The sequence below is a fragment of the Kitasatospora sp. RG8 genome (assembly GCF_017813315.1).
GTDB lineage: Bacteria > Actinomycetota > Actinomycetes > Streptomycetales > Streptomycetaceae > Kitasatospora.
This window is the reverse complement of record NZ_JAGIYX010000009.1, coordinates 41,055-62,843: the sequence shown is the minus strand read 5'-3', so window position 1 is coordinate 62,843 and position 21,789 is coordinate 41,055. Positions and strand designations below refer to the sequence as shown.

Annotated in this window: 17 protein-coding genes and 1 pseudogene; 6 read left to right on the top strand and 12 right to left on the bottom strand. The window is 74.3% G+C overall.

Annotation, left to right across the window (positions count from 1 at the left end):
• Nucleotides 1-7: 7 nt before the first annotated feature.
• From J5Y04_RS15945 to J5Y04_RS15935, 3 genes are read right to left on the bottom strand one after another with little or no spacing between them, the layout of a single operon-like run.
• Nucleotides 8-1,150, bottom strand: a complete 1,143-nt coding sequence (locus J5Y04_RS15945) for a DegT/DnrJ/EryC1/StrS family aminotransferase (RefSeq protein ID WP_307853140.1) — start codon at nucleotides 1,148-1,150, stop codon at nucleotides 8-10.
• On the bottom strand, nucleotides 1,147-2,202 hold the full coding sequence (locus J5Y04_RS15940) for an NAD(P)-dependent oxidoreductase (RefSeq protein WP_209412681.1): 1,056 nt from the start codon (nucleotides 2,200-2,202) through the stop codon (nucleotides 1,147-1,149). The genes J5Y04_RS15945 and J5Y04_RS15940 overlap by 4 nt, the downstream gene beginning before the upstream one ends.
• A 16-nt stretch (nucleotides 2,203-2,218) precedes the next feature.
• A complete protein-coding gene (locus tag J5Y04_RS15935; protein ID WP_209412680.1) occupies nucleotides 2,219-3,274 on the bottom strand; it encodes an NAD(P)-dependent oxidoreductase in 1,056 nt (351 codons plus the stop codon).
• A gap of 123 nt (nucleotides 3,275-3,397) precedes the next feature.
• Between J5Y04_RS15935 and J5Y04_RS15930 the strand changes: the two genes are divergently transcribed.
• Nucleotides 3,398-4,753, top strand: a complete 1,356-nt coding sequence (locus J5Y04_RS15930; RefSeq protein WP_209412679.1) for a tetratricopeptide repeat protein — start codon at nucleotides 3,398-3,400, stop codon at nucleotides 4,751-4,753.
• Between the two features lie 24 nt (nucleotides 4,754-4,777).
• Here J5Y04_RS15930 and J5Y04_RS15925 read toward each other — a convergent pair whose 3' ends face one another.
• The 3 genes from J5Y04_RS15925 to J5Y04_RS15915 form a co-directional block, all read right to left on the bottom strand.
• Nucleotides 4,778-5,152: a hypothetical protein gene (locus J5Y04_RS15925; RefSeq protein ID WP_209412678.1), complete on the bottom strand. Its 375-nt coding sequence runs from the start codon at nucleotides 5,150-5,152 to the stop codon at nucleotides 4,778-4,780.
• A 370-nt stretch (nucleotides 5,153-5,522) separates the two neighbouring features.
• A complete protein-coding gene (locus J5Y04_RS15920; RefSeq protein WP_209412677.1) occupies nucleotides 5,523-6,452 on the bottom strand; it encodes a hypothetical protein in 930 nt (309 codons plus the stop codon).
• Nucleotides 6,453-6,496: 44 nt separating this feature from the next.
• Entirely contained in the window at nucleotides 6,497-7,318 is an 822-nt protein-coding gene (locus J5Y04_RS15915; RefSeq protein WP_209412676.1) for an SDR family oxidoreductase, read from the bottom strand.
• A 93-nt stretch (nucleotides 7,319-7,411) separates the two neighbouring features.
• On the opposite strand from J5Y04_RS15915, the gene J5Y04_RS15910 reads away from it, so the two are divergent.
• The 4 genes and pseudogenes from J5Y04_RS15910 to J5Y04_RS41780 all read left to right on the top strand — a co-directional run bounded on the left by J5Y04_RS15910 (nucleotide 7,412) and on the right by J5Y04_RS41780 (nucleotide 11,547).
• Nucleotides 7,412-7,831, top strand: coding sequence for a MarR family winged helix-turn-helix transcriptional regulator (locus J5Y04_RS15910; protein ID WP_209412675.1), 420 nt, complete (start codon nucleotides 7,412-7,414; stop codon nucleotides 7,829-7,831).
• Between the two features lie 212 nt (nucleotides 7,832-8,043).
• Complete coding sequence (locus J5Y04_RS15905; RefSeq protein ID WP_209412674.1) at nucleotides 8,044-8,961, top strand: undecaprenyl-diphosphate phosphatase; 918 nt, start codon at nucleotides 8,044-8,046, stop codon at nucleotides 8,959-8,961.
• A 370-nt stretch (nucleotides 8,962-9,331) separates the two neighbouring features.
• A pseudogene (locus J5Y04_RS41785) lies at nucleotides 9,332-10,021 on the top strand (glycoside hydrolase family 92 protein); the annotation flags it as partial.
• Entirely contained in the window at nucleotides 9,931-11,547 is a 1,617-nt protein-coding gene (locus J5Y04_RS41780; protein WP_307853155.1) for a glycoside hydrolase family 92 protein, read from the top strand. The pseudogene J5Y04_RS41785 and the gene J5Y04_RS41780, both read left to right, overlap by 91 nt.
• Before the next feature lie 286 nt (nucleotides 11,548-11,833).
• Here the strand turns inward: J5Y04_RS41780 and J5Y04_RS15895 are convergent, their stop codons facing one another.
• The 6 genes from J5Y04_RS15895 to J5Y04_RS15870 form a co-directional block, all read right to left on the bottom strand.
• Nucleotides 11,834-12,766 (bottom strand): MBL fold metallo-hydrolase, encoded by a 933-nt coding sequence (locus J5Y04_RS15895; RefSeq protein WP_209412673.1) that lies wholly within the window; start codon nucleotides 12,764-12,766, stop codon nucleotides 11,834-11,836.
• A gap of 36 nt (nucleotides 12,767-12,802) precedes the next feature.
• On the bottom strand, nucleotides 12,803-14,038 hold the full coding sequence (locus tag J5Y04_RS15890) for an MFS transporter (RefSeq protein WP_209412672.1): 1,236 nt from the start codon (nucleotides 14,036-14,038) through the stop codon (nucleotides 12,803-12,805).
• Between the two features lie 75 nt (nucleotides 14,039-14,113).
• Nucleotides 14,114-14,698 (bottom strand): TetR/AcrR family transcriptional regulator, encoded by a 585-nt coding sequence (locus tag J5Y04_RS15885; protein ID WP_209412671.1) that lies wholly within the window; start codon nucleotides 14,696-14,698, stop codon nucleotides 14,114-14,116.
• 192 nt (nucleotides 14,699-14,890) lie between these two features.
• Entirely contained in the window at nucleotides 14,891-15,919 is a 1,029-nt protein-coding gene (locus J5Y04_RS15880; RefSeq protein ID WP_209412670.1) for a homoserine dehydrogenase, read from the bottom strand.
• 170 nt (nucleotides 15,920-16,089) lie between these two features.
• Nucleotides 16,090-16,671: a hypothetical protein gene (locus J5Y04_RS15875; protein WP_209412669.1), complete on the bottom strand. Its 582-nt coding sequence runs from the start codon at nucleotides 16,669-16,671 to the stop codon at nucleotides 16,090-16,092.
• Nucleotides 16,672-16,749: 78 nt separating this feature from the next.
• Nucleotides 16,750-17,535, bottom strand: a complete 786-nt coding sequence (locus J5Y04_RS15870) for a glycoside hydrolase family 25 protein (RefSeq protein WP_209412668.1) — start codon at nucleotides 17,533-17,535, stop codon at nucleotides 16,750-16,752.
• A gap of 264 nt (nucleotides 17,536-17,799) precedes the next feature.
• Here J5Y04_RS15870 and J5Y04_RS15865 point away from each other — a divergent pair, with 264 nt between their 5' ends.
• Entirely contained in the window at nucleotides 17,800-21,615 is a 3,816-nt protein-coding gene (locus J5Y04_RS15865; RefSeq protein WP_209412667.1) for a helix-turn-helix domain-containing protein, read from the top strand.
• Nucleotides 21,616-21,789: the final 174 nt, after the last annotated feature.

The following is a 21,789-nucleotide window of genomic DNA, read 5'->3' as shown; positions in this document are numbered from 1 at the left end:
CCTGGGGTCAGGTCCAGACGGCGTGGACGGCGTCGATGACGCGCTGCACGTCCGAGGCGGTCATGGCCGGGTAGCAGGGAAGGGACAGCTGCCGGGCCGCGATCCGGTCCGTGACCGGCAGATCCGTTTCGAGGTGCCGGTACGCGGCGAGCCGGTGGACCGGCTTGAAGTGCACGCTGGTGCCGATCCCATGGATCTCCCGCAGTGCGTCCGCCACGCTGTCCCGGCTCCTGCAGCCGACGGGGTCGATCAGTACGGCGTAGAGGAACCAGCCGTGTCGGACTCCGTCCAGGACGGCAGGCAGCAGCAGGCCCGGCAGGCCGGCCAGCGACCGGTCGTACGAAGCGGCGATCCGGGCCCGGCGCGCGGTGAAGTCGGGCAGCTTGCGCCACTGCTGGAGACCGACCGCGGCGGTGATGTCCGGCATCGTGTACTTCAGGCCCGGCACGGTGACCTCGTAGTCCGCGGTGCGCTGCGTGCCGTGCCGCTGCCACACCGAGATGCCGATGCCGTGCCGCCCCAGCAAACGCGCCCGCTGGACGAGTTCGGTCCGGCCGGCGATCATCCCGCCCTCGCCGGTGGTCATGACCTTGTTGGCGTAGAAGGACAGGACCGTGAGGTCGCCGACGCTGCCCGCCCGCGCGCCGTCGCGCCAGGCGTGCAGGGCGTGAGCGGCGTCCTCGATCAGCAGCAGTCCGTACTCGTCGGCAAGCTTGCGGAACGCCGCGAGGTCGCAGGGCTGGCCGCCGTAGTGCATGACCACGATTGCTTTGGTCCGGTGGGTGACCGCCCGTTCGGCGGCGGCCGGGTCAAGATTGAAGGTGACCGGGTCGGCCTCGGCGAACACCGGCGTGCCGCCCGCCCGGACGATCGCGTTCGGTGCCGCGCAGAACGTGAGGCTCGGCGTGATCACCTCGTCCCCCGGCCGGATCCCGGCGGCGAGCAGTGCCAGGTGCAGGGCGGCGGTGCACGAGGACACCGCGAACGCGTCCTCCACCCCGAGCGCGTCCCGCACAGCCTCCTCGAACCGCAGCGCCTTCGGCCCGTGGGTGAGCCAGCCCGAGCGCAGCGTGTCCAGAACCTCGGCCTCCTCCTCGCGCCCGATCGACGGGAGGCTCCACGGCAGGAACGGCAAGGCGGCGGCCTTCACGACTGCCCCCACGCGGCCGCGTACTCGCCACCGTGGCGCAGGCAGTCGGCGCTTCCCAGGCTGCTGACCTTCCCGGCGGCGAGCGCCTCGATCAAGCCGCGGTGGTTGTCGTACTGGGCCTGCTGCGGGTCGGTGACCAGGCCGGTCAGCACCAGGGCGGCGATCTCCCGCACCCCCTCCTTCAGGGTGGTGGGGCAGGCGCCGGGCAGGGCCCGTTGGAGCCGGGCGAAGGAGGTCCGGTAGTCGCGGGCGTCGGCCTCGTTCTGCTCCGGCCCGCGGTCGATCACCGCACCGGGCACCACCTCCGCCACCGTGGCCGCGATGTCCCCGATGGTGAAGTTCTCCCCGTCGCTGCCCACGTTCCACGCCCCGGGAAGCCGCTGCTCCACGACGCCGGCAAGGACCCGGGCGACATCGCCGACGTGCACGAGCGGGCGTCGTTGGGAGCCGCCGTTGAGCGGGATGCGGCCGGTTGAGGCGGCCCGGGAGGCCATGGCGTTGACCACGGAGTCCAGGCGCTGACGCGGGGAGGAGCCGTGCACGGTCGCCAGCCGCAGACTCGTCAGCGCTGTGTCGGGCCCCAGGACGTCAGGCAGCCGGCGCTCGGCCAGGACCTTGGTACGGGCGTAGATCCCGAGCGGATTCGGCTCGGTGTCCTCGTCCACGGTGCCCTCGCGCATCCCGTAGACGCTGCACGAGGAGAAGAACACGTAGTGCCGCACCCCGGCGGCGGAGGCAGCCTCGGCGGCAATCATCGGGGAGGCGTAGTTAAGCTCGACCGCCAGCTGCTCGTCCAGCTGACTGGCGGGCTCGCCGACGATCCCGCCCAGGTGGACGACCGCGTCCGCCCCGTCGCTGACCCGGATCAGGAGGCCGGGGTCGCGCAGGTCGCCGTGAACGAACGCGGCGTCGTGGGGGAGCAACCGGCCGGGCTCGTCGGCGCGGTTGTAGATCAGCCCGTCGACCACAGTGACGTCGTGGCCCTGTGAGGCGAGGTGGTGGGAGGCGACGGAGCCGAGGTATCCGGCTCCGCCAAGGAGCACGATGCGCATGGGTCTGATCCTTCGTTCAGGCTGCCAGGACGGTGGCCGAGGTGGCGGGCATGGCGGTGAACCAGTCGGGGATCGCGTCGGGCGTCGTCCTGAGCCAGGTCACGTAGCGGCCGATGCCCTCGGCGAGGGGGATCGTGGGTTGCCAGCCGAGAAGGTCGGCGGCGCGGCGGGTGTCGGCGAAGCCACCGCGCGGATCGCCTTCGGGCCTCGGCGTGTTTACGTACGTCACGTCCGGGTAGCGTGCGGCAATCAGTTCGGCGATCTCACGGACCGAGGTCGGGATGCCGGTACCGATGTTGACGGTCTGACCGGCAGCCCGGTCGGCGACCAGGGCGAGGACGGTGGCGTGCGCGATGTCCTCGACGTGCACCATGTCGCGCACCTGCCGCCCTCCGCCGTTGAGCCGCAACGGCCGGCCGGTCTCGGCGAACATCGCCAGCCACGGCACCATCCACGAGTGCGAGCCGGGCTTCGGTACCTGCGGGTCGCCGTAGACCGAGAAGTACCGCACGATCGAGAACCCGGTGGCGGTGCCGCCGAGCATCAGCCGCACCTGGTGCTCGCCCCACAGCTTCGTGTTGGCGTAGACCGAGATCGGGGTCAACGGCTGCTCCTCGGTGAACCGTGGCGCGCCGCCCGGGGCCCCGTCGCCGTAGACGGCGGCGGAGGACACGAACACCAGACGCTTCACCGGCGACTCCACGACCGCGTCCAGCAGGGTCTGGGTGCCGTGGACGTTGGCGGCGAACGCGGTGTCGGGCCGGCGCGTGCAGGCGGCGACGTCGGCGTACGCGGCGGCGTGGACCACGAAGTCCGCGCGGCCGGCCAGCCATTTGACCGCTGCCCGCTCCCGGACGTCGCCCAGCACGACCTTCTCCGCATGCCGGTCCACCTGGAACCGGTCCCGGACCGGGTGCGGGTAGGCGTCGAAGCGGTCCAGGACCAGTGCGTGGGCGCCGAGCGCCGCGAGTTGCGCGACGATGCGACTGCCGACCAGCCCACCGCCGCCGGTGACCAGCACGCGGGCCCCCGCCAGTTCGCGCAGTCGCGGGTCGCAATACACGTCGGCCATGGAGGATGTCCCCTCTGTGGTGCGGATTTGTGCGTTCAGTGAACCGCCGACCACGCGCCGGAGGTACGGTGATGGCCCTCCCATCCCATTCAATTCGTTCAAGATCACTTATGGGGATGCAAGTTGACTGGGCGTAAGGTGCCGAATGAACGGCTGGCGGCCGTCATCGAGGAAGCCGGGTGTACGTATCAAGCCCTCGCGAAGGCCATTCGGGCAGTCGCGGCCGAGGCCGGGGAGGTCCTGCGGACATCGCCCTCAGCCGTCCACTCCTGGGTCGCTGGTGGCAACCCCACCGGCAGAACGGCGGGCTACATCGCCGAGGCCCTGACGAGAATGACGAAGCGGACGGTGACGCTCGCCGAGATCGGTCTAGGCTCCGACGGCATTGGGGAGGCCATCACCCCCGACCCTCTGGCCACTGCCGCCGACCTCGGGAGGCTCGTCATGCACCGCCGCCGCGACTTCCTCGCCCTCGCCTTCTCCACCGCAGCCGTCGGGCTGCCACTCGCCTACGACCACGAGGCCGTCGCCGCGATACTCCGATCGGCACGGAGCGGCGGCCGGATCGGCTCCGACGAGGTCGCCACCGTGCGGACCCTCACCGAGACCTTCCGCAGCGCCGACGACAGGCTCGGCGGCGGTCACGGACTGTCCACAGTCACCGCTTACCTGACCGACACCGTCCTGCCGATGCTCCGGGCCGCCTACCCCTCCGAGGACGTGCGGAAGAACGCCTTCGGCGCGGCAGCCGAACTGGCGACCCTGGTCGGCTGGAAACTACACGACCTCGGCCGCGAGGGAGCCGCCCAGAGGTACTACCTGCTCGGCTTCCAACTCGCCTGCGAGTCCGACCCGAACGGCCACGCGGCCTGGATGATGCGTGCCCAGACCCATCAGGCCCTCGACCTCGGCCGGCCGAAGCACTGCGTTGACCTCGCCGAAGCCGCACTCACCCGCGCCGCAGGCAGGGTAGACCGCGGTACGGAGGCGCTGTTGCTTGTCACGGCCGCCCGCGCCTACGGAGCGAGCGGCCGGAGCAAGGACGCGGCTCGGGCGCTCCTGGCCGCCGAGGACGCCCTGCCCGCCGCAGACGGCACCATCCCCACCTATGCCGCGGCCTCCGGCCCCGTCGCCTCCACCGTCGCGTCGCACACCGGCCGCACCCTCACCGAGACGAAGGACTACCGTGCCGCCGAGCGCCACTACCGCAAAGCCCTGGAGGGCCGCGTCCCCGGCACCTACCAGCGGGTCCGTGGCCTGACCATCGCGAACCTGGCCAAATCGGTGGCGTCCCAACGCCGGCACGAGGAGGCCGTGGCCCTCTGGAACCAGTTCCTCGACACCACGGACGGCGTGGCGTCCCACCGGAACACCAAGGAACTCCTCGCCGTGAACTCAGCCATGGCCGTCTACTCGAAGCGGGGGATCCCCGGAGCCACCGAACTCGCCCAACGGGCAGCCGAAGTAGCACCTTGCTGACCGGCGACCGAGCCCACGGTCGCCTTAGTACTGCAACGGTGTTTGCCGTGACGAGGATTCAGTTCTTGGGCTGTGGCCTCGTCTCTTGTAGTGGCTGGTGCGTGCCTGGCGCTGGCGTCGGCGGCGCCAGCGGGACCAGTGCAGGACATGGGCGATGTTGCGGCGGACAGGCCGGGCGAGGTCGGTGGTCAACCGGCGGATCTCGGGGACGGTGAGTGGGATCAGGTCTGGCGTTCGAGCAGGTCCAGTGGTCCTGTCCAGTTCGAGTGACCCGATCCCGGCGAACCGGGTGCGGTCGTTGTCGATGCCTTCGTGGCGGTGGGCGTGGTCGGCGACCACCTCCGCCATGGTGAGCACGACGTCCTTCGTGCGCTCCTCCTGGAGCACGTCGTCGACCAAAGGCGCAGCTCCTGCTTCGACAGGTCGCCTTCGGCCTTGAGGGTCTGTGCCACGGTGGTCCTGGGGGCGTGCGCCGCGAGGAGGCGCAGGAGCCAGTTCCCGACGCTGGTCGTGGTCATCAGCCGCGTGTCGAGGTTCTCGCCAGCCGGCTCGAAGGCCCGGCTGACCGCGGCGAACGCCACCAGCGACGAGACGCGTTGCGGATGGCGTACGGCAAGCCGGTAGCCGCTCGGTCCGCCGCCCGGGCCGCGATCACCGCCGTCCTCACCGTCCTCGCCTGCACCCCGGGCCCCGGAGGCCGGGGCCCGGCACCCCGCTCTCCGGGGCCGCGGCCTGGCGCCGAGGGGCGCGGCGGCCGGCGGGTGCCCTGTCAGCCGGCCTTGTTGGCGTCGTGGTGGGCGAGTGCCTCCTGGGCGGTGACCGGGGTGAACGGGTCGAGGACGGTGACGGCGAAGCGCCGCAGGCGCAGGTGGCGTTCGCCGGTTTCGGCGAGAGTCCACTGGTGGCGGGTGCGTGCGGTCATGGGTTGGCCTTCGCGCGTGATGCCCTCCCAGGCGAAGTCGACCGAGAGGTCGTGGGTGTCACCGGTTCCGGGGGTGATGGTGAGGTCGGCGAGGTGATGGGTGCTGAGGTCGACCAGGCCGGCGGTGTCCGTGTACCAGGCGGCGACCTGGTCGAAGGTGTGCAGGACGCGGCCGCCGGAGAGGGTCATGGCGAGGTCGGCGTCGAGCAGTTCGCGCAGTGGCTCGGCGTCGGCGCCGGGCTGTTCCAGGAGCGAGAGCCAGTAGTGGACGAAGGCGAGCACCCGGTTCTCGGCGTACGCGTCGGCGAACGGCGTCTGCTGGTAGGTGAGGATGTGCTCGGCCATGGTGCTGATCCGGGGCAGGTGCTCGCCGGGTTCCTGGAGGAGTTCGAGGTCGTAGCGCAGGCGTGCGGCGCCGGTCATGGCCGGGCCGGCGGTCTCGAAGTCGTGGGTGACCACCACCTGCGCGGTGCCGGCGCCGGTGTGCTCGATGGCGAGGGTGCGCAGGTGGTGGGCGTTGTTCTGTCCGGCGGGAAGGGCGGAGACGCTGTCGAGGTAGGCCTGGCGGCCCTGGACGCTGGGCATGTCGCCCTCGGGCGGGCGGTGCAGGGTGAAGTCGTCGGTGACGAGTTCACCCTGCTGGTCGAGGTTCATGTGCGGGGCCTCGTAGCCGCAGTACCAGCGGTGCAGCACGGTCCGGACCCGGTGCTCGTAGGCGCTCGCGGCCAGCGTGGTGCGCAGGCGGTCGAGGTCGGTGCTGCCGGTGTTCTCGGACATGTCGGTCCTCGTCTTGGATGGTGGTGGGGCGGGGAGGCCGGTGGTCAGCGGACCCAGGCGCCGGTGAGGGCGAGGACGGCCGAGCCGTCGAGGTCCCCCAGCTTCGTCCCGGCGAAGGCGCGCGCGGCGTCGGAGGTGAGCACCCGGAAGGCGGGCCGCTCGGCCGCGAGCAGCTCGACCATCTGCGCCGCCACGTCCTGCGGCGTCTGCGCGCTCGCGAAGGCGGCGCGGGTGCGCTCCAGGTAGGCGGACAGGGCCGGCGCGTAGGGCCCGGCCTGCTCCAGCGGGTCGGCGGCGAGGCGCACGTTGCTGACGAACTCGCTCGCCACCGCTCCCGGTTCGACCACGCTCACGGACACGCCGACCGTGGCCGCGACCGGTGCGAGGGACTCCATGAAGCCCTCGACCGCGAACTTGGCGGCGCAGTAGGCCTCGTTGAAGGGCTGGCCGATCACGCCGCCCACGCTGGACACGGTGATCACGCGGCCCCCGCTCGCCCGCAGCAGGGGCAGGGCGGCCTTCGTGACGTGCAGCACGCCGAAGAAGTTGACCTCCATGACGGCGCGTACGTCCTCGACGCCCTCCTGCTCCAGGGTGCCGACGTGGCCCGCGCCGGCGTTGTTCACCAGCGCGTCCAGCCGGTCGAGGCCGGCCAGGCAGGCCTGGACCGCGGCCGGGTCGGTCACGTCCAGGGCGCGGACGTCGACGGTGACCCCGGCCTCCTGCGCCGCCGCCAGCAGCGCGCCCGCCTTGGCGGTGTCGCGCATGGTGGCGATCACGTGCCAGCCGCCGCGTGCGGCGGCGACGGCGGTGGCCAGGCCGATGCCGGAGGAGGTGCCGGTGATCAGGACGGTCTTGGTGCTCATCGTTCAGTCCTTACTTATGCCTCATAACCAATATTGAACATAACTATGCGGGGAGACACTTCACCTTGTCAAGCACCTCGGTAGGCTGAAGCCATGTCCACCCCCACGGATGAGCTCACCAGAGAGATCGTCGGCCTCTTCGCGGCCGTCAACCGCCGCTACATCCAGGAGTCCGAGGCCGCGGCGGCCGCCCACGACCTGACCCCGCTCCACGCCAAGGCGCTGCTCGCCGCCGAGGAACCGGTCCCCATGCGCCGCATCGCCGACCGCCTGCACGCGGAGCCCTCCAACGTCACCGTCATCATCGACCGGCTGGAGTCCCGCGGCCTGGTCGAGCGCAGCCCCGACCCCGGCGACCGCCGCGTCAAGCTCGTCGCCGCCACCACGGCCGGCCGCGCCGTCGCCGCCGACCTGCGCACCCGCATGCCCTTCGCCGCCGAACCCCTGGCCCGGCTCACCACACCGCAGCGCGAGAACCTGCACGAGCTGCTGCAGCTGATACTCGACGCCTGACGGGCGCAGGCGCCTTCCCGGGGCACCCGCCCGCGCGCCCTGGCGGGGCGTCAACTCGGCTGCCGGGCAGGGGCCGACCACGGGTGACCCGGCGAAGTACATAGATCATCTTGTAGTAATCTCGCTCCGCCCGGGGGACGGGGGAAGCGGCGTCACCCTCGTGCGGAGGTCCTGCAGGGGCCTCCCGCCGATCGTGAAAGTCGTCGTCGAAGATGTCCGTCCTGACCTATCCCGAGGCCGTCGGCGTCGGGCTGCTCCAAGGTGTCACCGAACTGTTCCCGGTCTCCAGCCTCGGCCACGGCATCCTGCTGCCCGCGCTGGTCGGCGGGCGCTGGCGGCACGACCTCGACGTGTCCGCTCCGGGCTCGCCGTACCTGGCCGTCCTGGTCGGGCTGCGCCTGGCCACCACGCTGGCGCTGGTGATCAGGTTCCGCCAGGACTGGGCGCGGATCACGCGGGGCCTGTGCAGTTCGGTCCGCCGCCGGCTGATCCGCGAACCGGACCAGCGCCTCGCCTGGCTGGTGATCGCGGGGGCCACGCCCGTCGGTGCCGCCGGGCTGGCCATCAGCGGGGTGTTCAAGGCGACGCTGGGCAGGCCCGTCCCCGCCGCCGTCTTCCTCACCGTGAACGGCCTCCTGCTGTTCGGCGTCGAGTTGCTCCGGCGCGGCGGCTCCGGCCGGCGACGGGCGCAGCCGTACGTCGCCCCGGGTGACCGGCACCTCTCCGCCGAGGGGCAGTCGGACCGTCGGATCGTCCAGTTGAGCTTCCGGCAGGCGGTCTGCATCGGGGCGGCGCAGATCACCGCCTTCCTGCCCGGGATCAGCCGTACGGGGATCACCATCGGCGCCGGCGTCCTCAACGGCCTGTCCCACGAGGACTCGGCCCGCTTCGCGTTCCTCCTCACCGCGCCCGTGATCGGGTCCGCCGCCCTGTTCGAGCTGCCCTCGCTGATCGGCGCGAACGGCGCCGACCTCGGTGCACAGGTCCCGGTCGCGAGCGTCCTGGCCTTCGTCGGCGGGTACGCGGCCGTGCACTTCCTCAGCAAGTACTTCAGGACGCACACGCTGAAGCCGTTCGCCTGGTACTGCTCACTGGCCGGGCTCGGCGCGCTGGTCTGCCTCACGGCCTGAGCCCTGCCACGAAACGGCCTGAGCCCTGCCACGAACGGCGCCGCGGCCCCTGCGGGAGCAGGCCGGGAACGCCGACCGGGCGACTGCGGAGACCGCCGCCGGCCGGGCGGCGGCCACCCTGGCGGCCCACCGCCCCACCCACCGCCCCGCCCGCCGGCCGGCGGCGCCACGACGGGCGGGGCCGGCGTCTGCGGAGCCGCGTGAGCCCCGGGCCACACGGGGGACAAGCCGCCTGTCGCGGCCTCGTGCGCCGTGGGGACACCGACAGAATGCCCCTGATGGTCCGTCATCCGGACGCTCCTCGGGAGGTCGTGTGTTCCGTCTCCGTTCCCTCAGGCGGGCCGGGGCCGTCCTGCTGCTCGGGGCCACGATGGCGGCCACCGGGCCGCTGCCGCCCGGAGCCGGCCCGGCGGGCGTGAGCACCGCCGGGCGGCCCGCGGCGCATGTGGTGGTCGAGGACCCGGCCGGCTACGTCAACCCGTACGTCGGCACCCGGGCCGACGCCCCGGACCGGGGCCACGGCGGTGGCGCCGGAAACACCTTCCCCGGCGCGTCCGCGCCGTTCGGCATGCTCCAGTGGAGCCCCGACACCTTCACGTACCAGCACGGCGGCTACACCTACGACGACCCGAGGCTGAGCGGCCTCAGCCTCACCCACATCTCCGGAGCGGGCTGCGGCGACTACGGCACGACCCCGTTCATGCCCGTCCTGGACGGCACGCCGACGGCGTTCACCGCGTTCTCGCACGCCGACGAACGGCTCGCCCCCGGCTCCTACGGGGTGACCCTCGCCAACGGCATCGACGTCGAACTGGCCGTGACCCAGCGGTCCGGGATCGCCCGCTTCACCTACCCGGCCGGGCACACCGCCTCCCTCGTACTCGACGCGGGCCGGGCCTTCAACGCGGCGTCCGGCGAGCTCGCCGTCACGGGCACCACCGTCTCCGGGCACACCGACAGCGGCGGCTTCTGCGGCACGCCCAACCACTACCGGGTCTACTTCCACGCCGAGTTCGACCGCCCCTTCAGCAACGTCCCGGCAGCGGGCTCCGACGCCAGGGCCGTGCTCTCCTTCGACACCGGAGACGACCGCGTGGTCACCGCCCGGGTGGGGGTCTCCTTCGTCAGTGCCGAGGGCGCCCGCGCCAACCTGGGCGCCGAGCAGCGGGGAGCCCGCTGGAGGAGGTCCGCAACCGCACCCGCGCACGCTGGAACGACCTGCTGGGCCGGATCGCCGTCGCGGGCGGCACCACCGCCGGGCGGCGGGTCCTCTACACCGCGCTCTATCACGCGCTGCTGCACCCGAGCGTGTTCAGCGACACCGACGGCCGTTACCCGGGCTTCGACGGGCAGGTCCGCACCACCCGCCCCGGCCACGCCCAGTACGCGGACTTCTCCGGCTGGGACGTCTACCGCTCCCAGATCCAACTGGTCGCGCTGATCGCCCCCGACGAGGCCGGCGACATCGCGCAGTCGATCACCGACCAGGGCGCCTCGGCCGGCTACTTCGACCGCTGGACCCTGGCCAACGGCGGCACCGGCGTGATGGTCGGCGACCCGCTGCCGACCATGGCCGCCACCGTGCACGCCTTCGGCGCCACCGGCTTCGACGCCGCCCTGCTGCTGCGGCTGGCCCGGCAGGGCCGGAACGACCCGCGCCAGCGCCCCGGCCACGAGCCCTACGACACAGCGGGATTCGTCCCGACGGCCACCAGCGGGGAAAGCGCGTCCGTCACCCTGGAATACGCCACCGCGGACTTCGCGCTGGCCCAGCTCGCCGCCCGCCTCGGGGACTCCGCCGCCCACGACGCCCTGCTGCGGCGCTCGGCGAACTGGCGCAACCTCTTCAACGCCACCGGCCGCTCCATCCAGCCCCGCGACGCGGACGGCAGCTGGCCGCCCTTCAGCCCCGAACGGCCCGACGGCTTCGCCGAGGGCAACGCCGCCCAGTACACCTGGATGGTGCCCCACGACCAGCGCGGCCTGTTCGACGCGATGGGCGGCGACCAGGCGGCCGTGTCCCGGCTCGACACCTTCTTCACCGAGCTCAACGCCGGCGCCCGGGTGCCCTACGCCTACCTCGGCAACGAACCCTCCCTGAACACGCCGTGGGCCTACACCTACGCGGGCCGCCCGGACCGGACCCAGGACGTGGTCCGGCGCGCCCTCACCACGCTGTTCACCGACGGCCCCGGAGGAGAGCCGGGCAACGACGACCTCGGACAGCTGTCCTCCTGGGTGGTGTGGGCCTCCCTCGGCCTGTACCCGCAGGTGCCGGGCCGGGCCGAACTCGTCCTCGCCAGTCCCCGCTTCCCCGCCGTCACCATCCGCCGCGGCAACGGTCCCACCATCGACATCACCGCGCCCGGCGCCGACGACACCGTCCGCTACGTCCACGCGCTGAGCACCGACGGCCGCCCCACCGGCCGCCCCTGGGTGAGCGAGGACTTCGTCCGCCGCGGCGGCACCCTCGCCTTCACCCTCGCCGACACCCCCGAGACCGCCTGGGGCGGCAACCCGGCCGACGCACCGCCCTCCTTCCCCCCGCCCCCGGTCCCGGCCGGGCAGCCCGGCGGAACACGGTGAACCACCGGGTGCGCGCCCGGCCGGCCGCCCCGCTCGTGCCGGCAGCCCTGCCGCCCCCCGGCACCGCCTTCGCCCAGGGACGGGGCAGCCGGCCGGGCCGGGGCGTGGTAGCGGTGGGCCGGGCATCGCGGCGGGTCCTGGCACCCGACGGCGCGGACGAACCGGCGGCCTGCCAGGGGTTCCGAGCGGCCGGGTTGCCGCGGGCGCCACGGCTGCCCGGCGGCCCGTGCGGGGGCGGCCGGGCGGCACCGGCCGCGTGGTCAGGCCACGCGGTCAGACCACGTGGTCAGACCGCGGTGACCGGGATCTCGACGCCCGGCTCGGCGAGCAGCCGGTAGCGGCCGTTCTCCCGGCGGACGGTGCCGGCGGTGGGCCGCGGGAAGTGCGTGCCCAGCAGCAGCGCGTCGGTGTCCGCCAGGGCGTCGAGCAGCCGGGCGCGGGTGCGCACCGCCTGGGCCGGGTCGATGTCGACGCAGCTGTGCACGTGGGGGTGGGACAGCTGCACGGGGTGGTGGATGCTGTCGCCGGTGATCAGCGCCCGGCGGTCGCTGCCGCGCAGTTCCACGGCGACCTGCCCCGGGGTGTGGCCCGGGGCGGGGACCAGGAGGACGCCCGGCGCCACCTCACGGCCCTGCCCGGGCACGGGTACGAGGTCGTACTGCCCGGCGTCGCGCACCGGGTGGACGGAGTCGCGGAACATCTGGGTGCGGGCCTCGTCCAGGTCGGTGGCGGCCCAGTGGTCCCATTCGGTGCGGCTGGTGAGGTAGCGGGCGTTGGGGAAGGTGGGGATCCAGTCCTCGCCCGCGCGGCGGGTGTTCCAGCCGACGTGGTCGGTGTGCAGGTGCGTGTTGATCACCAGGTCCACGGACTCGGGCGCGAAGCCGGCCGCCGCGAGCCGCTCCAGGAAGTCGGTGTCGAGACCCTTCCAGGCCGGGTTGGCCCGGGTCTTGCCGTTGCCGATGCCGGTGTCCACGACGATGCGCAGCCCACCGGCCTCCACCGCGAAGCTGTGGCTCGCCAGGCGCGGGACGTCGGCGTCGGCGAAGTCGGGGCGCAACCACGGCGCCTCGTCCAGTACTTCCTTGGTGGCGTCCGGCAGCAGCCACGGTCCGGTCTGGCGCGGCAGTTCGATCTCGTCGACGCGGTGCACGGCGATGTCGCCGAGGCTCCATCCCGTGCTCGCGGCGGGGATGGCCTGACGGGGCGTGGCGGTGCTCATCGGTGGGTCCTCACGTTGGGGGCGGGTCGGGTTCGGTCAGGCGGTGCGCGGCCGGCGCACGGCGCGGGTGAGGCCGGCCAGGGTCAGCAGGACGACCGTCGCGGCGTAGAGCGAGACGGCGGTCTGCAGGCCGTACAGGTTGGTCAGCAGGCCGGCGAGGACGGCGGGGACGCTCATGGCGAGGTAGCTGAGGACGTAGTAGGCGGCGAGCGTGCCGGCGCGTTCGCCCGGGGCGGCCGGGGGGAGCAGCAGGCGCAGGGCGCCCTGGGTGACGGCGCCGAAGCCCGCGCCCGCCAGGGCGGTGCCGGCGAACAGCGCGGGCAGGCTGTGCAGGTACGGGCCGCTCAGGGTCAGCAGGGCCCCCGCGGTCAGGAGCGCGGTCCCGGCGAGGTTCGCGGTGCGGGCGGGCAGTGCCCGGGCGGCGTGCCCGGTGAGGCCGGCCGCGGCCGTCAGGGTGAAGAAGACCAGGCCGCCGGTCGCGTGGGCGGTGTCCGGGGCGATGAGCCGGGCGAGCGAGGGGCCGAGGGAGGAGTAGAAGCCGCCCAGCGCCCAGGCGGCGGCGATGCCGGGCGCGACGAGCGCCATGGCCGGCCGGGAGGCGGGGGCGACAGTGATCGTCGGGCGCAGTGAGCGCCGGGCGCCGGGGCTGAGGCCGGCGGTCTCGGGGGTGCGCAGGACCGCGGCGGCCTGTGCGGTGAAGAGCAGGAGCAGCAGCAGGTAGACGGTGCGGGTCGGGGCGGGGGCGTACTGCCCGAGGGCGGTGGCGACCAGTACGCCGGCCGCCATGCCGGCCACGGGGGCGATGCCGTTGGCGGCCGTTGCCCGGCCCGGGCGGTCGGGGGCCTCGAAGTCGAGCAGGGCGGCTCCGGCGGCGCTGGTGGCCACGCCGGTGGCCAGGCCCTGCAGGATCCGGGCGGCGATCAGCGCCGGTACTCCCTGGGCGGTGGCGAAGACGGCCATGGCGGCGCTTTCCGCCAGCAGTGCCCCGGCGAGGACCGGGCGGCGGCCCAGGTGGTCCGAGAGCGTGCCCGCGGTCAGCAGTGCCACCAGCAGGGCGAGCGCGTAGGCGCTGAACACGACGGTCAGCGTCAGGGCCGAGAAGTGCCATGCGGCCTGGTAGAGCGCGTAGAGCGGGGTCGGTGCGCTGGAGGCGGCCAGCAGGCCGACCAGGACCAGGGCGTGGAGCCGGAAGGAGCTTTGGCGGCTCGCCGCGGGCGGGCGGCGGGGGTGGGACCGGCGGGGGTGGGACGGTAAGGCCGTGACGCTGGTCATGGAACACCTCGGAGCCTTAAGGCGAATGCTTTGCGTTAAGTACCCTACGGCCCCCGCCGCCTGGAACGCAAATATTTAGCTTTTAGGCGGCGAGAGGGGCAGGCCACGACCGAGCACCGCCGCCACCAGATGGCCGGCGTAGGCCGCGGACAGGTCCGAGGGGCGGAACAGGATCCGGTACATCAGGGGGGCGACGACGACGTCCAGCAGGGTCTCCACGTCGGGCACCGCCTCCCCGCGCCCGGCCGCGCGCACGCCGATGGCCTTCAACTGTTCGGCGGCGTAGTCGGAGCACCGGGCCGCGTTGCCCTGCCCGGGGTCGCCCAGCAGGGCGTCGCGGATGTACGTGCGCCCCGCCGTCGAGGACATCTCCTCGGCGAACTGCACCGTCCACGCCTCCAGGTCCGCCCACAGGCTGCCGTGGTCGGCCGGCGGGGCGTCGGGGCGCAACCGCTCGACGGCCACGTCGGACAGCAGCTCCCGCAGGTCCCCCCAACGCCGGTAGACGGTGGACGGCGTCACTCCCGCACGGGCGGCGATCAGCGGCACGGTGAGCGCATCCCGCCCCACCTCCGCCTCCAGGTCACGGACGGCCTGGTGCACGGACTGCTGGACGCGGGCGCTGCGCCCGCCGGGGCGTGTGGTCGCTCGGGCACTCATGCGCACAGCTTAATGCGAAGAAGTTGCGTCTGGCTGGACGTCGACTCGGCCGGACCGTCACGAGAGCTGATCCCACCCGGCCGGCGGACGAGTGCCCGTCGGCCTCCCGGCCCGGCGCCCACGAGAGCGCGCCCTGCCCCTCGTGGCCGCCGAGCCCGTCGCCGCCCGCGCGCCGGATCCGCCGCGAGGCCCTCAGCCGAAGCCGAAACGGCCGGCCGTCGTCACGTCAAGGGTGTCCTTGAGCATCGCGAGAGCCGCACCGACCGGGCTGGACCGGCCGCCGCTCACGGTGATGTCCCCCGCCTCCGGGCAGCCGTAGACGACGGCCTTCTCCGGCCCGGCCAGTGCGTGGAGCGGATCACCCGGAGCGGTCTCCTCCAGCCTGACGCGGACCACCAGGGGCTCGTCCACACTCGCGCCCGCCACCGCCCGCAGCCTGTTCCCCCGGGCGGCCGCGGCCCGGGCCGCCGGCGCGGTGTGCCCGTCCACCGGCTCCGTCCGCACCCGCACGGCCGACGGTTCCCACCCCCACAGCAGGGCGGCCAGCAGCCGCACCTTGGTGGCCGCGTCCTCCCCGGAGAGGTCGGCCGAGGGGTCGGCCTCCGCGATGCCCCGCCGCTGCGCCGCGCCGACCGCCTCCTCCAGGGACTCCCCAGCCGCGAGCCGGTCGAGGACGAAGGTGGCGGTCCCGTTGGGGCACGCCCGCACCGACCGGCATCCGAGACCGCGAAGGCCCGACCGCGCCAGGTCGGCCGTCGGCAGCGCAGCGCCGGTGGCCCCGGAGATCCTGATCAGGCTGCGGCCGGCCTGCGCGGCCTCGCCGAGTTCGGACCAGTGGGTGAGCAGGTGGCCCTTGGCCGCCGTGACCACGTGGACCCCGCGGCGCAGGGCCAGGACCGCCTCCTCGGCGGCCTGGCGCCGCACCGCCGGCGAGGACGGCAGCGCCTGGACCAGGACGCGTGCGTTGCTCCGGTCGAGGCTCTCCTCCAGCGCCGCCGGCGGCCCCCAGGCCGGGCGCGGCGGCACCGGGTCGCCCGGGCGCGGCAGGCAGTGCGCGGAGCCGGTCCGAACGGCGCCGAGCCGCAGCCGGACCCCGTAGCGGTGGGCGAGTTCGTCGCCCCGGGTGCGCACCAGGTCGGCGAAAGCGCGGCCGACCGGGCCGTAGCCCGACAGCACCACCGCGACGTCCTCCGGTGAACTCGGCCGGGCGGCGGGTGTCATGACGGGGCGTCTCCTTCTCCGGCGGTGCGCGTCCTCGACGGGCGAACCGCCGTCCGGCCGGCGGTGAAAGGCGGGACGACGGGTTGCCGACGAAGGATCGTACCGGCCCCGCGCCCCCTGCGGACCGGTGGGAGCCGGTGGCCGCAGGGGGCGCGGGCGCCGGGAAGCGGTCAGTCGGACAGGTTGACCGGGCGGTAGGCGTGGTAGCCGTCGCCGGACTTCAGGCCGTAGCTGTGCGTGGCGTGCCGGGTCCCCACGTGGCCGGCCTGCTCGTAGGCGAGGTAGGAGCGCTTGTCGCCCTCCCACTTGTCGAAGATCACGACGTGACGGTGGTTCGGGTCGTCACTGTTCGCCTTGATGATCAGGTCGCCCTGGCGCAGCTCGGACATCTTGATGGGCTTGGTCCAGCCGTCGTTCTTCAGCGCGACGGTGTTCGGCCCGGACTTGGGGAGCTTGAGCGCCATCGAGGCGTAGCCGGAGCAGTCCTGGCGGTAGCCGTCCTTCCAGTGCTTGGTCTGGGAGTACGGGACGGCGTTGCCGCCGTTGTCGGTCAGCCACAGCTTGGCGCGGCGGATCTCCTCGGCCCGGGTGATCTTCGGCGCGCCGGCCCGCAGGCCCGGCTCCTGGGCGACGGCGGTGGCGGTGGCGCCGCCGGGGGGCGTGGTCGCGGCGGCGGGGCCGGTGAGCGCGAGGGAGCCGAGCAGGGCGGTCGCGGCGAGGGCGGGGACGCTCCAGCGGTGGAAGCGGTTCATCAGGGGTTCCTGCCTTTCTGGCGGGGTGTTCGATTTTCTGGTGGCCGGTGTGGTGGCCGGTGTCGGGACCGCGGGGTCTCAGCCCACGTGGGCGAGGCGGTGCAGTGCGGCAAGGTCGCCGTGGAAGACGTCGGCGTCCATCGGCAGGCCGGCCGTGCCGGGCACCCCAGCCCGCTCGCTGTGCTGCCAGAAGTCCCAGCCGGCGGCGCCGGGCAGCGGCTGGGGCGCGGTGGTGCCGTAGCGGGCGAGCCAGCTGCGGTGGCCGGCGAGGTCCTTCGTGCCGCCGAGGCACTCGTCGACGACGTTGCGCCGGGTGTAGACGACCGGCGCGGTGCCGGTGACCTGCCGGACGCGCTGGAGGAAGGCCTTGACCTGGCCGAGCGGGATCCGGCCGTCCTTGCCGCACTCCTCCAGGTCCAGGGCCGGGGGCAGCTCGCCCGGCCCGGCGCCGGTGAGGCCCTCACGGCGCAGGACGTCGAGGAAGTGGTCGGCCTGGGCGGTGCCGTCCTTGTCCGGCTTGAAGAAGTGGTAGGCGCCGTGGACGAGGTCCACCGAGCGGGCGCCGGCGATGTCGCGGCCGAACCAGCCGTCGTCGAAGGTGAGGCCCTCGGTGGCCTTGAGGTAGACGAAGGACTGGCCGCCGCGCACGACGGCGGGCCAGTCGTAGGCCTTGTCGCCGTTCTTCGTCTCGTGGTTGTGGTGGGAGCTGTCGAAGCCGCGCACGGTGTAGGCGTCCGGCCCGGTACCGGCGGCCCCGGCGGGCGGAACCGGCCCGAGTGCGACCACCGTGACGGCGAGCGCGGCCGTGGTGACGGCGGCCGCCCGAAGCGCTCCGACGAGCGTGCGGCGGGGCGGGTGCGACATCGTGGGTTCTCCTCTGCTGTGGACGGGGAGGGCGGTGACGGGGCGTCGGCCGGATGGTGCGGCCGGTGGTGCGCCGCCTCGTTGGCGGGCCTGGTGAGAGCTTCGCCCGGCGGCCGTCCGGCCTGCACCAGGTGCCTGTTGTCGCCCGCCGACGGCCCCTCGACAACACCCTTGACCTGCCGTTTCCGCGCGGGCCCGATACCCGTGACGCACCGTCGGCCGGCTCGTTGAGCGGTCGGGACACGATCCGACCGGGGGTGGCTGATGGACACGGAGCACGGCGGGCGGCGCCCCGCAGTCGAACCGGGGCCCGGCCCCGTACCGGACGGCGGCACCGACGAGCCGGGCTTCGGCGCCGCTCTGCGGGCACTGCGCCAGGCGCAACGCCTCTCCCTGGCCGGACTGGCCGCCCTGGTGCACTACGACCGCAGCCACATCAGCAAGGTGGAGACCGGTGCCAAGCCCCCCACCACCGACTTCGCGCACGCCTGCGACACCGCCCTGCGCGCGCGGGGCGCCCTGATCGAGCTGGCCACCCGCGGCCAGTGCCCGTACCCGGGGCTCGCCTCGTTCAAGGCGCAGGACGAACGCTGGTTCCACGGCCGCGACCGGGCACGGGCCGAACTGCTCGGCCTGCTCGGCGAACGGGCGACCGACCGCGGCGGTCCGGTGCTCGTCGTCGGACCCTCCGGCGCCGGCAAGTCCTCCCTGCTGTGCGCGGGCCTCGTCCCCGCCCTGCGGCGCGGCGCCCTCGCCGGCCTCGGCCCGGTGACCGCCGAGGTCCTGACGCCGGGCGCCGGACCCTCGGCGAGACTTGCCGCCGTCGCCGGGCGGCCGGCCACGATGGTCTGGATCGTGGACCAGGCCGAGGAACTGTTCACCCTGTGCCCCGACGCCGGCGAGCGGCGCGCCTTCCTCGACCGGCTCTGCCACGAGGCCGGACCGGCCGGCAGCAGGCTGGTCGTCCTCGGGGTGCGCGCCGACCTCTACGGCCACTGCCTGGCCCACGACGGCCTACTGCGCGCCGTGCGGCGCGGGCAGCTCGCCCTCGGCCCGATGACGGCCGGCGAACTGCACTCCGCGGTCACCGCCCCGGCCCGGACCGCCGGCCTCGATCTCGAACCGGGCCTGCTGGACCTGCTGACGGCCGACCTCGGCCTGGACCCCGGCCACCCCGAACGCGTCTACGACCCCGGCGCGTTGCCCCTGCTCGCGCACACCCTGCGGGCCGTCTGGCAGCAGCGCACAGCCCGCTCCCTCACCCTGGACGGCTACCGGGCGATCGGCGGGCTGCACGGCTCCGTCGCGCTGACCGCCGAGCGTGCCTGGTCGCGGCTGGACGAGGAGGCCCGGGTCACCGCACGCCGGCTTCTGCTGCGGCTGGTGCACGTCGGCCCGGACGGCCAGGTGGTGCGCCGCCGCGCCGAACGGTCCGCGTTGGCGGCCACCGACAACGACCCGGACCGGCTCGACCGCGTGCTGGCCTCCTTCGCCGCCGACCGGCTGATCACCCTGGACGCCACGGGGGCGGCACTCAGCCACGAGGCGCTGCTGCGCGCCTGGCCGCGCCTCAGGGAGTGGATCGAGGAGGCCGGGGCCGGACTGCGGCTGCACCAGCAGCTCGCCCAGGACGCCGAGCACTGGACCGGGTCGGGACGCGAGGAGGCACTGCTCTACCGGGGCAGCCGCCTCGAACTCGCCCGGCAGTGGGCGCTGCCCACTGCCGGGGACGTGCCCACCCTCACGCCCGACGAACGGGAGTTCCTGGAGACGGCCGATGCCCGGGAGCGGCAGGAGCAGCGGGCCGAGCGGCGCAGGGTGCGCACCCTGCGCCGGCTGGTCGCCGCGCTCGCCGTGCTGCTGGTGTGCGCGCTGCTGGCGGGGGCGCTGGCGTGGCAGCAGCGGAACACGGCGGCCACCGCGAACCGTGCGAACCTGGTGCACGCGCTGCTCTCCGGCGCGGAGCGCAACGCCGGCCACGACCCCTACGCCGCGCTCCTGCAGTCCGTCGAGGCGCGGCGGGCCGCGCCCACGAACGTACCGGAGCTGCACCGCCCGGCCGAGGACGCGGTCCTGAGCACCCAGGCCCGGTACCTGACCGGCCGGATCCCGGGCTTCGCCTTCGGCGTCAACGCCCTCGCGCTCAGCCCCGACCGCCGCCTGGTCGCCACCGGCGACTCGCAGGGGCAGATCGCCCTGTGGGACACCGCCACCACGACCATGGCCGCCGAACTGCTGGACCACGGCGTCGGCCACCCCGTCCAGGACGTCGAGTTCAGCCCGGACGGCACGCTGCTGGCCGCCGTGCTCACCCAGACCCCGGCCTACCGGGTCCTGCTGTGGCGGGTCGCCGACCGGCAGCCGCTGCCCTCCCCGGTGATGCCGGTGAGCACCACCGGGAACACCTCCGTCGCCAAGCGGGTGGCGTTCAGCCAGGACGGCACGCTCCTCGCGGCGGGCAGCGGGGACGGCGACCTGCCCGGCCGGGTGTGGATCTGGCGCACGAACGCCGGCGCCGCCCCGCCGGTACGGACACTGGTGGACCATACGGGGGTGATCCAGGGCCTCGGCTTCGGCGACGGGCACCGGCTGGCCTCGGCCGACACCGACGGCACGGTCCTGGTGCGGGACCTGGACACGCCGCCGCGCCCGGACGGCGGCGCCCCGGTGCTGTTCTCGGGGCGCGCGCCGATGCCGCGCTCGCTGGCCTTCGCCGCCGACGGCCGGCTGCTCGCGGTGGGCGGTGAACAGGGCGGCATCCGGCTGTGGCGGCCGCCCGCCGCGCCCGGCGGCCCGCCGGGCGGAGAGGGCGCCGAGCCGCAGGCCTGGCCGTCACAGGACCTGCCGCAGCGCCACGTCGGCTCCGTCAACGCCCTCGCCCTCACCCCCGACGACACCACCCTGGTCTCCGCCGGGGCCGACCAGACGGCCAGGGTCTGGGACCTGCCCACCGGGCGGGCCACCGCGGAACTACGGGGCCACCCGACCTTCGTCCTCGGCGTCGCCGTCGGCAGCGACAACCGCACCGTCGTCACCTCCGCCGGGATCAGCTCCCCGCCCGGCAGCGTCCTGCTGTGGGACCTGCGCCGCGGCACCGACCTCGCCCCCGGTCCGGACCGCCCCGCCGTCACGGCCGTGGCCGCGGCCGGCACCCGGGCCGTGGTCGGCACGGCCGACGGCCGTACCGCGCTGTGGGACGTCACCGGCCGCACACCCCGCCTCGTCAGGGCCACCGGGCCGACCGGACACGCCGTCACCGGCCTGGCCCTCGACCGCGCCGCCCGCACCTGGGTGGCCGCCACGGCCGACGGCACCCTGCGGATGCGGCGCGGCTCGGACGGCGGGGAACTGGCCGCCACCGACCTCGGCGCCCGCCCGACGGCCGTCGCGCTCAGCCCGGACGGCGCGCTGCTGGCCGCGGGCACGGCCGACGGCCGGCTGCTGGTCGGCCCGCCGGACGGCTCGCCGCCGCAGCCGCGGTGGCATCACGACCAGGACCAGGTGAACGCCGTCGCGTTCGTCGGAGAGCGGCCCGAACTCGCCTTCGCCCACACCACGCCGGCCGTGCACCTGCTCGACGTCCGCGACCCGGCGGCCACCGCGCGGAAGACCTCGATGCGGCACGGCGACCACATCCGCCGGATCGCGGTCAGCCCCGACGGGCGGCGCATCGCCACCGCTGGAAACGACCGCCTCGTCCGCGTCTGGGACGCCCCGACCGGCCGTCTCCTGGGCACCGCCGACCGCACGGTCGGCGCCGACACCGTCCACGCGCTCGCCTTCACCCCCGACAGCCGCTCCGTCGCCGCCGTCGGCCACGAGGGCGCCCTGCGCCTCTGGGACCCCGCCTCCCCCGATCCGCTCGCCACCCTCACCGGTCCGGGACAGCCCCTGAACGCGCTGGCCTTCCTGCCCGACGGCCGCGCCCTCGCGGCGGGCGACGACGGCGCGGCCCCGCTGTGGAGCCTCGACCCCGCCGCGGCCGCCACCGCGGCCTGCACCGTCCTGCGCCCGCCCCTGCCCCGCGCGGAGTGGGCCCGCCTCCTCCCCACCGTCCGCTACCGCGACACCTGCGGCTGACTCCCGCAGCTCCTCCCCCGCCCCGGGTTCTTCCCGCCACCGCGGCCCGGAAGCGTCCGCAAACGGGGGGTGAGGCCCGATGTCCCCAAGCCCCGGGCCGTGGCCGCGGTCCAGGGAGCGCTCGCGGCGGCCGGTGACGGGTCCGGCATCGCACAGGCCGGTGGCGTGCTCGGA

Coding starts and splice junctions, on each gene's coding strand:
- J5Y04_RS15915 (WP_209412676.1), bottom strand. CDS start 7,318: ATGAGCACCAAGACCGTCCTGATCACCGGCACCTCCTCCGGCATCGGC.
- J5Y04_RS15935 (WP_209412680.1), bottom strand. CDS start 3,274: ATGGCCGACGTGTATTGCGACCCGCGACTGCGCGAACTGGCGGGGGCC.
- J5Y04_RS15920 (WP_209412677.1), bottom strand. CDS start 6,452: ATGTCCGAGAACACCGGCAGCACCGACCTCGACCGCCTGCGCACCACG.
- J5Y04_RS15875 (WP_209412669.1), bottom strand. CDS start 16,671: ATGAACCGCTTCCACCGCTGGAGCGTCCCCGCCCTCGCCGCGACCGCC.
- J5Y04_RS15880 (WP_209412670.1), bottom strand. CDS start 15,919: ATGACACCCGCCGCCCGGCCGAGTTCACCGGAGGACGTCGCGGTGGTG.
- J5Y04_RS15895 (WP_209412673.1), bottom strand. CDS start 12,766: ATGAGCACCGCCACGCCCCGTCAGGCCATCCCCGCCGCGAGCACGGGA.
- J5Y04_RS15910 (WP_209412675.1), top strand. CDS start 7,412: ATGTCCACCCCCACGGATGAGCTCACCAGAGAGATCGTCGGCCTCTTC.
- J5Y04_RS15940 (WP_209412681.1), bottom strand. CDS start 2,202: ATGCGCATCGTGCTCCTTGGCGGAGCCGGATACCTCGGCTCCGTCGCC.
- J5Y04_RS15905 (WP_209412674.1), top strand. CDS start 8,044: ATGTCCGTCCTGACCTATCCCGAGGCCGTCGGCGTCGGGCTGCTCCAA.
- J5Y04_RS15865 (WP_209412667.1), top strand. CDS start 17,800: ATGGACACGGAGCACGGCGGGCGGCGCCCCGCAGTCGAACCGGGGCCC.
- J5Y04_RS15870 (WP_209412668.1), bottom strand. CDS start 17,535: ATGTCGCACCCGCCCCGCCGCACGCTCGTCGGAGCGCTTCGGGCGGCC.
- J5Y04_RS15885 (WP_209412671.1), bottom strand. CDS start 14,698: ATGAGTGCCCGAGCGACCACACGCCCCGGCGGGCGCAGCGCCCGCGTC.
- J5Y04_RS15890 (WP_209412672.1), bottom strand. CDS start 14,038: ATGACCAGCGTCACGGCCTTACCGTCCCACCCCCGCCGGTCCCACCCC.